This window comes from Streptomyces sp. FXJ1.172 (assembly GCF_001636945.3).
In the GTDB taxonomy this organism is placed as follows: domain Bacteria; phylum Actinomycetota; class Actinomycetes; order Streptomycetales; family Streptomycetaceae; genus Streptomyces.
Genome location: NZ_CP119133.2, coordinates 4,420,908 through 4,433,972, shown reverse-complemented (window position 1 = coordinate 4,433,972; position 13,065 = coordinate 4,420,908). Strand labels below are relative to the sequence as shown.

Annotated in this window: 9 protein-coding genes and 3 rRNA genes; all 12 read left to right on the top strand. The window is 65.0% G+C overall.

Features of this window, described 5'->3' with window-relative positions:
- Positions 1–49 precede the first annotated feature (49 nt).
- The 12 genes from A6P39_RS19700 (at position 50) to A6P39_RS19645 (ending at position 12,986) form a co-directional block, all read left to right on the top strand.
- Positions 50–1,571 (top strand): 16S ribosomal RNA (locus tag A6P39_RS19700).
- Between the two features lie 303 nt (positions 1,572–1,874).
- Positions 1,875–4,993: ribosomal RNA gene (locus A6P39_RS19695) — 23S ribosomal RNA — on the top strand.
- An 85-nt stretch (positions 4,994–5,078) separates the two neighbouring features.
- Positions 5,079–5,195 (top strand): 5S ribosomal RNA (gene rrf, locus A6P39_RS19690).
- Together the 16S, 23S and 5S rRNA genes form the textbook arrangement of a ribosomal RNA operon.
- 60 nt (positions 5,196–5,255) lie before the next feature.
- Complete coding sequence (locus A6P39_RS19685; RefSeq protein ID WP_067049212.1) at positions 5,256–5,900, top strand: HAD family hydrolase; 645 nt, start codon at positions 5,256–5,258, stop codon at positions 5,898–5,900.
- Between the two features lie 93 nt (positions 5,901–5,993).
- Positions 5,994–6,695: a VC0807 family protein gene (locus A6P39_RS19680; RefSeq protein ID WP_067049214.1), complete on the top strand. Its 702-nt coding sequence runs from the start codon at positions 5,994–5,996 to the stop codon at positions 6,693–6,695.
- 87 nt (positions 6,696–6,782) lie between these two features.
- On the top strand, positions 6,783–7,994 hold the full coding sequence (locus tag A6P39_RS19675; protein ID WP_067049234.1) for an MFS transporter: 1,212 nt from the start codon (positions 6,783–6,785) through the stop codon (positions 7,992–7,994).
- Positions 7,945–9,117: an acetoin utilization protein AcuC gene (locus tag A6P39_RS19670; protein WP_067049349.1), complete on the top strand. Its 1,173-nt coding sequence runs from the start codon at positions 7,945–7,947 to the stop codon at positions 9,115–9,117. The genes A6P39_RS19675 and A6P39_RS19670 overlap by 50 nt, the downstream gene beginning before the upstream one ends.
- 80 nt (positions 9,118–9,197) lie before the next feature.
- On the top strand, positions 9,198–10,031 hold the full coding sequence (locus A6P39_RS19665; protein WP_199840865.1) for a phosphatase: 834 nt from the start codon (positions 9,198–9,200) through the stop codon (positions 10,029–10,031).
- Positions 10,032–10,160: 129 nt separating this feature from the next.
- Positions 10,161–10,373: a helix-turn-helix domain-containing protein gene (locus A6P39_RS19660; protein WP_121791081.1), complete on the top strand. Its 213-nt coding sequence runs from the start codon at positions 10,161–10,163 to the stop codon at positions 10,371–10,373.
- 133 nt (positions 10,374–10,506) lie between these two features.
- Positions 10,507–10,605, top strand: a complete 99-nt coding sequence (locus tag A6P39_RS19655) for a 30S ribosomal protein bS22 (protein ID WP_003948845.1) — start codon at positions 10,507–10,509, stop codon at positions 10,603–10,605.
- 219 nt (positions 10,606–10,824) lie between these two features.
- Positions 10,825–11,886 carry an NAD-dependent epimerase/dehydratase family protein gene (locus A6P39_RS19650; RefSeq protein WP_067049236.1) on the top strand — a complete coding sequence of 354 codons (1,062 nt, stop codon included), beginning with the start codon at positions 10,825–10,827 and terminating at the stop codon, positions 11,884–11,886.
- Between the two features lie 14 nt (positions 11,887–11,900).
- The gene (locus tag A6P39_RS19645; RefSeq protein ID WP_067049238.1) at positions 11,901–12,986 is read left to right on the top strand and encodes a lysophospholipid acyltransferase family protein; all 1,086 of its coding nucleotides are present in this window, start codon (positions 11,901–11,903) and stop codon (positions 12,984–12,986) included.
- Positions 12,987–13,065: the final 79 nt, after the last annotated feature.

The window sequence follows — 13,065 nt, the reverse complement described above, 5'->3', positions numbered from 1 at the left end:
CTCCTCTTGGTTCCGCTCTCGTGGTGTTCATCCCGATCACGGGAAAACATTCACGGAGAGTTTGATCCTGGCTCAGGACGAACGCTGGCGGCGTGCTTAACACATGCAAGTCGAACGATGAAGCCCTTCGGGGTGGATTAGTGGCGAACGGGTGAGTAACACGTGGGCAATCTGCCCTGCACTCTGGGACAAGCCCTGGAAACGGGGTCTAATACCGGATATGAGCCGGGACCGCATGGTTCTGGTTGTAAAGCTCCGGCGGTGCAGGATGAGCCCGCGGCCTATCAGCTTGTTGGTGAGGTAACGGCTCACCAAGGCGACGACGGGTAGCAGGCCTGAGAGGGCGACCGGCCACACTGGGACTGAGACACGGCCCAGACTCCTACGGGAGGCAGCAGTGGGGAATATTGCACAATGGGCGAAAGCCTGATGCAGCGACGCCGCGTGAGGGATGACGGCCTTCGGGTTGTAAACCTCTTTCAGCAGGGAAGAAGCGAGAGTGACGGTACCTGCAGAAGAAGCGCAGGCTAACTACGTGCCAGCAGCCGCGGTAATACGTAGGGCGCAAGCGTTGTCCGGAATTATTGGGCGTAAAGAGCTCGTAGGCGGCTTGTCGCGTCGGTTAGAAAGCCCGGGCTTAACCCGGGTCTGCAGTCGATACGGGCAGGCTAGAGTTCGGTAGGGGAGATCGGAATTCCTGGTGTAGCGGTGAAATGCGCAGATATCAGGAGGAACACCGGTGGCGAAGGCGGATCTCTGGGCCGATACTGACGCTGAGGAGCGAAAGCGTGGGGAGCGAACAGGATTAGATACCCTGGTAGTCCACGCCGTAAACGGTGGGCACTAGGTGTGGGCAACATTCCACGTTGTCCGTGCCGCAGCTAACGCATTAAGTGCCCCGCCTGGGGAGTACGGCCGCAAGGCTAAAACTCAAAGGAATTGACGGGGGCCCGCACAAGCGGCGGAGCATGTGGCTTAATTCGACGCAACGCGAAGAACCTTACCAAGGCTTGACATACACCGGAAAACCCTGGAGACAGGGTCCCCCTTGTGGTCGGTGTACAGGTGGTGCATGGCTGTCGTCAGCTCGTGTCGTGAGATGTTGGGTTAAGTCCCGCAACGAGCGCAACCCTTGTCCCGTGTTGCCAGCAGGCCCTTGTGGTGCTGGGGACTCACGGGAGACCGCCGGGGTCAACTCGGAGGAAGGTGGGGACGACGTCAAGTCATCATGCCCCTTATGTCTTGGGCTGCACACGTGCTACAATGGCCGGTACAAAGAGCTGCGATACCGTGAGGTGGAGCGAATCTCAAAAAGCCGGTCTCAGTTCGGATTGGGGTCTGCAACTCGACCCCATGAAGTCGGAGTCGCTAGTAATCGCAGATCAGCATTGCTGCGGTGAATACGTTCCCGGGCCTTGTACACACCGCCCGTCACGTCACGAAAGTCGGTAACACCCGAAGCCGGTGGCCCAACCCCTTGTGGGAGGGAGCTGTCGAAGGTGGGACTGGCGATTGGGACGAAGTCGTAACAAGGTAGCCGTACCGGAAGGTGCGGCTGGATCACCTCCTTTCTAAGGAGCATCTAGCTGTCGCAAGACAGCCAGAGCCACTACGTCGGCGAATGATCGACGGTGGTCAGCTCATGGGTGGAACGTTGACTATTCGGTCTGGACCTCGGGTCGGTGGCTGCTAGTACTGCTCGTAAGAGCGTGGAACGCATGATCGCCGGACGGGACCTGGCCGGGCACGCTGTTGGGTGTCTGAGGGAATGATCTTCCTTCAGTTGCCGGCCCCAGTGCACTCGAGTCTGTTGGCTCGGGGTGATGGGTGGCTGGTCGTTGTTTGAGAACTGCACAGTGGACGCGAGCATCTGTGGCCAAGTTTTTAAGGGCGCACGGTGGATGCCTTGGCACCAGGAACCGATGAAGGACGTGGGAGGCCGCGATAGTCCCCGGGGAGTCGTCAACCAGGCTTTGATCCGGGGGTTTCCGAATGGGGAAACCCGGCAGTCGTCATGGGCTGTCACCCGCTGCTGAACACATAGGCAGTGTGGAGGGAACGAGGGGAAGTGAAACATCTCAGTACCCTCAGGAAGAGAAAACAACCGTGATTCCGGGAGTAGTGGCGAGCGAAACTGGATGAGGCCAAACCGTATGCGTGTGAGACCCGGCAGGGGTTGCGCATGCGGGGTTGTGGGTTCTTTCTTCTGTCGTCTGCCGGCGACAGGACGAGTCAGAAACCGTTGATGTAGGCGAAGGACATGCGAAAGGTCCGGCGTAGAGGGTAAGACCCCCGTAGTCGAAACGTCAGCGGCTCGTTTGAGAGATACCCAAGTAGCACGGGGCCCGAGAAATCCCGTGTGAATCTGGCGGGACCACCCGCTAAGCCTAAATATTCCCTGGTGACCGATAGCGGATAGTACCGTGAGGGAATGGTGAAAAGTACCCCGGGAGGGGAGTGAAATAGTACCTGAAACCGTGTGCCTACAAGCCGTGGGAGCGTCGGATGCAGCTTGCTGTATCTCGTGACTGCGTGCCTTTTGAAGAATGAGCCTGCGAGTTTGCGGTGTGTTGCGAGGTTAACCCGGGTGGGGAAGCCGTAGCGAAAGCGAGTCCGAACAGGGCGTTTTAGTAGCACGCTCAAGACCCGAAGCGGAGTGATCTAGCCATGGGCAGGTTGAAGCGGAGGTAAGACTTCGTGGAGGACCGAACCCACCAGGGTTGAAAACCTGGGGGATGACCTGTGGTTAGGGGTGAAAGGCCAATCAAACTCCGTGATAGCTGGTTCTCCCCGAAATGCATTTAGGTGCAGCGTCGTGTGTTTCTTGCCGGAGGTAGAGCACTGGATAGGCGATGGGCCCTACCGGGTTACTGACCTTAGCCAAACTCCGAATGCCGGTAAGTGAGAGCGCGGCAGTGAGACTGTGGGGGATAAGCTCCATGGTCGAGAGGGAAACAGCCCAGAGCATCGACTAAGGCCCCTAAGCGTACGCTAAGTGGGAAAGGATGTGGAGTCGCACAGACAACCAGGAGGTTGGCTTAGAAGCAGCCACCCTTGAAAGAGTGCGTAATAGCTCACTGGTCTAGTGATTCCGCGCCGACAATGTAGCGGGGCTCAAGCGTACCGCCGAAGTCGTGTCATTCATATATATAGCCCCAACGGGTGTATGGATGGGTAGGGGAGCGTCGTCTGCCGGGTGAAGCGGCACTGGAAGGTAGTCGTGGACGGTTGACGAGTGAGAATGCAGGCATGAGTAGCGATTCACACGTGAGAAACGTGTGCGCCGATTGACTAAGGGTTCCTGGGTCAAGCTGATCTGCCCAGGGTAAGTCGGGACCTAAGGCGAGGCCGACAGGCGTAGTCGATGGATAACCGGTTGATATTCCGGTACCCGCTGTGAAGCGTCAAACATCGAGCATCGTGATGCTAAGGCCGTGAAGCCGTTCCGGACCCTTCGGGGAAAGGAAAGTGGTGGAGCCGCCGGACCAAGCGGTTAGTAGGTGAGTGATGGGGTGACGCAGGAAGGTAGTCCATCCCGGGCGGTGGTTGTCCCGGGGTAAGGGTGTAGCCCGAGTGGTAGGCAAATCCGCCACTCATGCAGGGTGAGACCTGATGCCGAGCCGATTGTGGTGAAGTGGATGATCCTATGCTGTCGAGAAAAGCCTCTAGCGAGTTTCATGGCGGCCCGTACCCTAAACCGACTCAGGTGGTCAGGTAGAGAATACCGAGGCGTTCGGGTGAACTATGGTTAAGGAACTCGGCAAAATGCCCCCGTAACTTCGGGAGAAGGGGGGCCATTCCTGGTGAGAGGGCTTGCTCCTCGAGCTGGGGGTGGCCGCAGAGACCAGCGAGAAGCGACTGTTTACTAAAAACACAGGTCCGTGCGAAGCCGTAAGGCGATGTATACGGACTGACGCCTGCCCGGTGCTGGAACGTTAAGGGGACCGGTTAGCTCCATTTCGGTGGGGCGAAGCTGAGAACTTAAGCGCCAGTAAACGGCGGTGGTAACTATAACCATCCTAAGGTAGCGAAATTCCTTGTCGGGTAAGTTCCGACCTGCACGAATGGCGTAACGACTTCTCGACTGTCTCAACCATAGGCCCGGTGAAATTGCACTACGAGTAAAGATGCTCGTTTCGCGCAGCAGGACGGAAAGACCCCGGGACCTTTACTACAGTTTGATATTGGTGTTCGGTTCGGCTTGTGTAGGATAGCTGGGAGACTTTGAAGCAGGCACGCCAGTGTTTGTGGAGTCGTCGTTGAAATACCAGTCTGGTCGTGCTGGATGTCTAACCTGGGTCCGTGATCCGGATCAGGGACAGTGTCTGATGGGTAGTTTAACTGGGGCGGTTGCCTCCTAAAGGGTAACGGAGGCGCCCAAAGGTTCCCTCAGCCTGGTTGGCAATCAGGTGTTGAGTGTAAGTGCACAAGGGAGCTTGACTGTGAGACCGACGGGTCGAGCAGGGACGAAAGTCGGGACTAGTGATCCGGCGGTGGCTTGTGGAAGCGCCGTCGCTCAACGGATAAAAGGTACCCCGGGGATAACAGGCTGATCTTCCCAAGAGTCCATATCGACGGGATGGTTTGGCACCTCGATGTCGGCTCGTCGCATCCTGGGGCTGGAGTCGGTCCCAAGGGTTGGGCTGTTCGCCCATTAAAGCGGTACGCGAGCTGGGTTTAGAACGTCGTGAGACAGTTCGGTCCCTATCCGCTGTGCGCGTAGGAGTCTTGAGAAGGGCTGTCCCTAGTACGAGAGGACCGGGACGGACGAACCTCTGGTGTGCCAGTTGTTCTGCCAAGGGCATGGCTGGTTGGCTACGTTCGGGAGGGATAACCGCTGAAAGCATCTAAGCGGGAAGCCTGCTTCGAGATGAGGACTCCCACCCACTTGATGGGGTAAGGCTCCCAGTAGACGACTGGGTTGATAGGCCGGATCTGGAAGCCAGGTAACTGGTGGAGGTGACCGGTACTAATAGGCCGAGGGCTTGTCCTCAGTTGCTCGCGTCCACTGTGTTGGTTCTGAAACCACGAACAGCCCCATGTGCCACACATGGTGCGGCTGGACAGTTTCATAGTGTTTCGGTGGTCATAGCGTGAGGGAAACGCCCGGTTACATTCCGAACCCGGAAGCTAAGCCTCACAGCGCCGATGGTACTGCAGGGGGGACCCTGTGGGAGAGTAGGACGCCGCCGAACAAATTTTGAGAAAGGCCCACGCCATCTGGCGTGGGCCTTTCTGCGTTTAGGATCACAGGTATGCGCTATGACCTGGTCATCTTCGACAACGACGGGGTACTCGTCGACAGCGAGCCCATCTCCAATCGGTATCTCGCCGCCTATCTGACCGAGTTGGGGCACCCGACCTCGTACGAGGACTCCATCCGGGACTACATGGGCTCGGCGATGCACCGGATCCACGAGCTGGTGCTGGAGCGCACGGGGCAGCGGCTGCCGGACGACTTCGACGATGTCTTCCACGCGCGCGTGTTCGCCGCCTTCGAGCGGGAGTTGCAGCCCGTGGCCGGGGTGGCGGGTGTCCTGGAGAAGCTGGCCGCGGACGGGGTGCCCTACTGCGTGGCCTCCTCCGGGAGTCATGCGCGGATCCGGGTAGGACACCGGACCACCGGGCTCGACCGGTGGTTCGCTCAGGAGCGGATCTTCAGCTCCGAGGACGTGGGCCGCGGCAAGCCGGCTCCCGATCTCTTCCTCCACGCGGCCGCGCGGATGGGGGTGGCGCCGCAGCGGTGCGTCGTCGTGGAGGACTCTCCGCTGGGCGTGCAGGCGGCCGTGGCGGCCGGGATGGACGTCTACGGGTTCACCGCGATGACGCCGGCCGAGAAGCTGGCCGGGGCCGGTCAACTCTTCGCTGACATGGGCGAGTTGCTTGACCTGCTGATATGACCTCAGCCATCGGCCGGGGCCTGACGAATGTCATGCGGACGTCCGGACGATCGTTTCTACTGGGGGACCCCTTGATGGGGCGAAGCTGAGGGCATGACGAAGAACACGGGGAACACGGCAATCGACAACTTCCGGCCGCTGCTCCTGGACGTGGCGGTGCCTCTCGGGTCGTACTACCTCTTCAAGGACGCCTTCGGGATGAGCACCTTCGCCGCGCTCGCCTGGAGCAGTGTGGTGCCGGCCCTGCGCACGGTGTGGGGCGTGGTGAAGGAGCGCAGGACCAACGCCCTGGCCGGACTCATCCTGGTCGTCAACGTCGTTTCCCTGCTGCTGAGCTTCGTCTCCGGCGACCCTCGGCTGATGCTCGCCAAGGACAGCGGGGTCAGTAGCGTCATCGCCTTCGGGATCCTCGTCTCCGTCTGGCTCGGCAAGCCGATGATGACCGCCGGCATGAAGCCCTTCCTGGTGAAGGGCGACACGGCCAGGGAGGCCGCCTGGGAGCGGCTCCTTTCCGGGGCGTCGGAGCGGTCCGCGGCGTTCCGGAGCAAGGAGAAGGCGTTCTCGGTCGTCTGGGGGCTGGTGCTGCTGGCCGAGTGTGCCGCCCGGGTCGTGGGTGCGTACACCATCCCCGTCGACACCATGGTGTGGCTCGGCAGTGTCTTCCTCGTCGGCGCGATGGTGATCGGATTCGTGGTCGGCGGTGGGCTGGCCGCCGGGCCGATGGAGGGGATGCTCGCCGCCGAGGTGGCCGCCGCCGAGGCCGCGCAACAGCCGGAGGCGGTCGTCGCCGCCTGATCCGGCGGAACCCAGGAAGAGAGCTGAAGGAAATTCATCTTTGGCTGGATCTACCCACAGGTAGCCCGGGGCCCTACGCTCGCCGCCATGACTGATGTGCTGCGGCGCGGTAGGGCCTCGCTGGCGTTCAGCTTCTTCGCTCAGGGTGCCACCTTCGCGCTGCTGGTGACGCGCATCCCGGCCATCCAGGACCGGTACGGCGTCTCCGACGCGCTGCTGCCGGCGTTCCTGGCCGCCGTGCCGATCCTGGCCGGGGTCGGCAGCGTGACCACCGAGCAGCTGGTGAAGCGGATACGGCCCAGTCGGCTGCTGCGGTGCTCCCAGCCGGTGGTGCTGCTGGCCCTGCTCGGCGCGGGGGCGGGCGGGCGGATCACCGAACTGGCGGTGGCGCTCGGGGTGTTCGGGCTGGCCGTGGGGGCGCTGGACGCCTCGATGAACATGCTCGGGGTGAGTCTGCAGCGGTCGTACGGGCGCAGCATCATGCTCAGTTTCCATGCCGCGTACAGCCTGGGCGGGATTCTCGGGGCCTCGCTGGCCTGGGCCGGGGCGCACTGGCATCTCGCGCTGTGGGTGTCGTATCTGCCGGTGGTGGCCGTGCTGCTGCCGGCGACGTTCGCGGGGAGCCGGTGGTACGTCGACGGGGATCCGGCATCCCCGGGGGAGGAACAGGGCCAGGGCTCGGGTGTCGTCTTCAAGCTGCTGCTGCCGCTGTGCCTGGTGATGACCTTCGCCTACATCGGGGACTCGACCGTCTCCAACTGGAGCGCGAAGTACCTGAAGGACGTGCTGGGCAGCAGCGAGCAGCTGGCGACCGTGCCGTACAACGTGTACATGGTGACCACGCTGGTGGGGCGGGCCATCGGGGACTTCGGGGTGCGGCGGTTCGGGGCGGCGGCGGTCGTACGCCTCGGGGCGCTGGTGGCGGCCGGCGGGTTCGCGGTGGTGGCCTCGGCGCCCGGTGCGTGGGTGGGGATGCTCGGGTTCACGCTGCTGGGGCTGGGGCTGTGTGTGCTGGTGCCGCAGACGTTCGCGGCGGCGGGACGGTTGTTCCCCTCGGCTTCGGATGCGGCCGTGGCGCGCCTGAACATTTTCAATTACGTCGGTTTTCTGGTCGGTTCTCCGTTGGTGGGGGCCCTGGGCGATGCGTGGAGCTATCGCGGGGCGATGCTTGTGCCGATGGTGTTGGTGCTGGTGACGTTGGTGTACGCCAGGTCGTTCGCCGCTCAACCGGACCGATACGGTGACGGGCATGAGCGGCCGCGCACAGCTGATGTGGGACGAGGCAGTAACGGGCTATGACTTCGGCCCGGACCATCCGATGGATCCGGTCCGGCTGGCACTGACCCGGAAACTGGTGGGTGCCTTCGGGCTCGACCGGGAGATGGAGGTCGTCGCGGCGAAGCCGGCCGGGGAGTCGACGCTGCGGCTGGTCCACCGCGAGGACTACATCGATGCGGTGAAGGCCGCGTCCGCCGATCCGGCGGGGGCGGACGGGGCGTACGGGCTGGGTACGCTCGACGATCCCGCCTTCGCCGGGATGCACGAGGTGTCCGCGCTGATCGCCGGGCAGTCGGTGGGGGCCGCGGAGGCGGTGTGGCACGGGGATGCCGAGCATGCCGTGAACTTCGCGGGCGGGCTGCATCATGCGATGCCGGGCGGGGCCTCGGGGTTCTGCATCTACAACGACGCCGCGCTGGCCGTTGCCCGGCTGCTGGAGCTGGGGGCCGAGCGGGTCGCCTATGTGGATGTGGACGTGCATCACGGGGACGGGGTGCAGGCCGCGTTCTGGGAGGATCCGCGGGTGCTGACGATCTCGCTGCACGAGCATCCCCGTACGTTGTTCCCGCAGACCGGGTGGCCGCAGGAGACCGGTGCGGGGGCGGGCGAGGGGTCCGCCGTGAACGTGGCGCTGCCGGCGGGGACCGGGGACGCGGGGTGGGTGCGGGCGTTCCACGCGGTGGTGCCGGAACTGCTCGCCGAGTTCCGGCCGCAGGTCATCGTCTCGCAGCACGGGGCCGACACGCACTTCGAGGATCCGCTGGCCCATCTGGCCGTTTCGCTGGATGCGCAGCGGGCCGTGCAGGTGGCGTGTCATGAGCTGGCGCACGAGTACGCCGGGGGGAAGTGGGTCGCGCTGGGCGGGGGCGGGTACGCGGTGGTGGAGGTCGTGCCGCGCTCGTGGACGCATCTGGTGGCGGTGGCCGCGGGCCAGCCGGTGGCTCCGGAGACGGTGATTCCCGAGGGCTGGCGGCAGGAGGTGTTCGCGCGGACCAGGCAGCTGGGGCCGCAGCGGATGACCGATGGGCGGTGGCCGGTGCGTTGGGCGTCGTGGGAGGCCGGTTACGACCCCGCCGATCGCCTGGACCAGGCCGTGCTGGCGACCCGGCGGGCGGTGTTCCCGCTGCGGGGGCTGTTGCCGTAGGCGGGGAGCACCGGCCGCGGGCTCGCCGATTACGCCAAATGTGCGCAATTCATCCCGTTCCCGCCCCGCCCCCGCCCCCGATGCGCGAGCATCGCTGGGTGGTGAACGCCCGTGCTCTGCGTGCGCATCTGCTGGCTGCCCGGCTGGCCGGGGAGGTGGCCACCTCCCGGGAGGACAGCCTGCGCAGCTACCGGTTGTTCGCGGCGCGGGACCCCCGGGTGCTGATCGGGATCGATCCCGAAGGGGCCTGGAAGCAGCCGGAGTTGCTGGCTCTGATGGCACAGAAGTGTGGGGTTTCGGACGATCCTCGGCACACTTCCGGTCCTGATGTGATCGATCCGGAGCTGACGCTGGCCGCGCTGGATGCCTTCGCCGAGCGGATCCGGACGGCGGCCCGGCGGGGCGCGCCCGTGCTGTTCGGGACCGGACATCCGGGGCGGCTGCTCGGGTTCTACGCCGGCTTGGCGGACGCGCTCTCGGCGGCGGGGTGTGAGGTGCTCACCCCCGCGCAGGGTCGCCGTGTCGACATATTGACCCGGTTCGGTCTACGCACCCATCACCTCGGCTACGTACGAGGGGTCGGGTTGGTGCGGGAAACCGCCGACGGGCGCCCCGGTTGTGAGCCGGGTCTGCACAGTCATTCGCCGCTGCCGGTTCGGGTCGTGCTGGAGGCTGCCGCGGAGCGGGGCGGGCCGCTGCCCGAGCTGGTCGTCGGGGACCACGGCTGGGTCTGCGGTGCAGGTCAGCTGGGGTTCGAGACGATCGGGCTGGCCGACACGGATGATCCGGCGCTGTTCGTGGGGGAGGCTGAGGGGCGCGTGTCCGTCGTCGTTCCGGTTGATGACGGGGTGCGGTCCGCGTACTACCGCCCGCTTACCCGCTACGTACTCAATCGAGCGAGTCTGTCACAGTAGGCCTGCGATGGGTGCACCTCTTCCCCACTCGCATCACCCGCCCCTACATTGGGGAGTGAGCACGCAGCGACGAAGAGTCACCGGAAGGGGAAGCCGGTGGCCGTCGAGTGCGGAAGGTTCAGGTGTGTCATGGCTGCAGCTGGCGAGAGGCCTCTGAACGAGGTTCAGTTCCTTACCGTGGCGGAGGTCGCCTCGGTGATGCGAGTGTCGAAGATGACCGTGTACCGGCTGGTGCACAGCGGTCATCTGCCCGCGATCCGTGTGGGGCGGTCCTTCCGCGTCCCGGAGCAAGCGGTACACGAGTACCTTCGCGACAGCTATGTGGGGGTGGAAACGGCCTGACAACGCTTCCGGGAAGACCCGGAGGACCCTCGATTACGACCTCGGCGCTCGGTTGGGTAGGCTAGCCCCTCGTAGGTCGTGTGGGCCCATGGCGCCCAAACAACCGAGTGATGAGAAGTGAGCGAGGGTAGTCGTGGGCTCTGTTATCAAGAAGCGGCGCAAGCGGATGGCCAAGAAGAAGCACCGCAAGCTGCTCAAGCGCACGCGCGTTCAGCGTCGCAACAAGAAGTAAGCGACGGCGCGCGCGAAGCGTGTTCCTGTGGCCTCCCACCATCAGTGGTGGGAGGCCACAGACATGTCCCGGGCATGTCCCGGGCATTCATGGCCCGCGCGCATTCCGGCCGTTGCGATCAGTGAAATTCCGTCACTTCGTGCATCGGGGGGTCATCACAGCGCAACATCGACCCGCTAAGTTGGCCGCACGCACAACGTACGAGGGAAGGCGCTGATCTTGGGGAAGGTCGTGCTCGTCACCGGAGTGGCCCGGCAGCTGGGCGGCCGGTTCGTGCGGCGGATCCAGCGGGATCCGGAGGTCGACCGGGTGATCGCCGTGGACGCGGTGCCACCGGCGCACCATCTGGGCGGAGCGGACTTCATCCAGGCCGACATCCGGCTGCCGACGATAGCCAGGGTGCTCGCCGAGACGGGCGCGGACACGGTCGTCCACCTGGACGTGACGGGCACGGCACTGGGCGGCGGCAACCGGGCCACCGTCAAGGAGACCAACGTCATCGGCACGATGCAGCTGCTCGGCGCCTGCCAGAAGTCGCCGGCCGTCAAGCGGCTCGTGGTGAAGTCCAGCACCAACGTCTACGGCTCCGCACCGCGCGATCCGGCCGTGTTCACCGAGACGACCCCGGCGAAGTCGCTGCCGAGCGGCGGCTTCGCGAAGGACACCGTCGAGGTCGAGGGGTATGTGCGCGGGTTCGCCCGGCGGCGGCCGGACGTCGCTGTGTGCGTGCTGCGGTTCGCCAACATCCTGGGCCCGGCCGCGGAGACCCCGCTCGCCTCGTACTTCGCGCTGCCCGTCCTGCCGACCGTGTTCGGCTACGACCCGCGGCTGCAGTTCGTGCACGAGGACGACGTCGTCGAGGTGCTCAGGATCGCCTCGCACGAGCCGCGCCGGGGCACCCTGAACAGCGGCACCTTCAACATCGCCGGGGACGGGGCGCTGCTGCTCTCGCAGTGCTCGCGGCGGCTCGGGCGGCCCACCGTGCCGCTGCTGCTGCCCGCGGTCACCTGGGCCGGCTCCCTGGTGCGTACGCTCGGTATGACGGACTTCTCACCGGAGCAGATCCGGCTGCTCACACACGGGCGGGTGGTGGACACCGTCCAGATGCGCGAGACGCTCGGCTTCACGCCCCGGTACACGACAGCGGAGACGTTCGCGGACTTCGTGCGCGGCCAGAGCCCCGGGCTGCTGCCGCCACAGGCCCTCGCGGGGGCCGTCGACCGCATCGCCGCGCTGGCCGCCAAGGGCGGCGGCCGGCCCACGACGCACAGCGCCAACTGAGGAGAGCGGCAACGATGGCGGACGCCAAGGTCATTCCGTTCGACGACGACCGGTCCCGCGGGGGCGCGGTGCAGCGCCCGGCGCGGCGCAGGAGTGCGGGCAGCCGACGCGGTGCCCTCGGCGAGGGGGGTGAGCTGGGCGAGGTCCAGCCGCTGCCGGGCCGGGCCAGGGCGCGGGAGGATGGGCCTGTGAGCCGCGCGGAGGAGCCGGAGGTGGCTGAGAGGCCGGAGGTGCGGCAGCCGGGTGCCGACGGGCAGGGCGGCGGTCTGGAGCGGCGTGTGGCGGCCGGGCTGGCCTTCCTGCGGCGCCGGCTGACCGGGGACTACGACGTCGACGACTTCGGTTTCGACGAGGAGCTGACCGACCAGGTCCTGATGTCGATGCTGCGGCCGGTGTACGAGAAGTACTTCCGGGTCGAGGTGAAGGGCATCGAGAACATCCCGGCCGAGGGCGGGGCGCTGATCGTCGCCAACCACTCCGGGACGCTGCCGCTGGACGGGCTGATGATGCAGGTCGCCGTACACGATCATCATCCGGCCGACCGTCATCTGCGGCTGCTCGCGGCCGACCTGGTCTTCGTGCTGCCGGTGGTGAACGAGCTGGCGCGCAAGCTCGGGCACACGCTGGCGTGCGCGGAGGACGCCGAACGGCTGCTGGCCCAGGGCGAGCTGGTCGGGGTGATGCCGGAGGGCTTCAAGGGGATCGGGAAGCCTTTCGGCGAGCGGTACAAGCTGCAGCGGTTCGGCCGGGGTGGTTTCGTCTCCACGGCGCTGCGGCAGGGCGCGCCGATCATTCCGTGCTCGATCGTCGGGGCGGAGGAGATCTACCCGATGATCGGCAACGCGAAGACGCTGGCGCGGCTGCTGGGCTTTCCGTACTTCCCGCTGACGCCGACGTTTCCCTGGCTGGGGCCGCTCGGTGCGATTCCGCTGCCGACGAAGTGGACGATCCAGTTCGGCGAGCCGATCCCGACGGACGGCTATCCGCCGGAGGCCGCCGAGGACCCGATGCTGATGTTCAACCTGACCGACCAGGTGCGGGAGCAGATCCAGCACACGCTGTACAAGTTGCTGGTGCAGCGGCGGTCGGTGTTCTTCTGAGGCCGGTGTTGTCCTGGCCTCCGGTACGACGACGGGGGCGTCCCGCTCGGGTGGGGCGCCCCCGTCGTCGTCGCGCCGT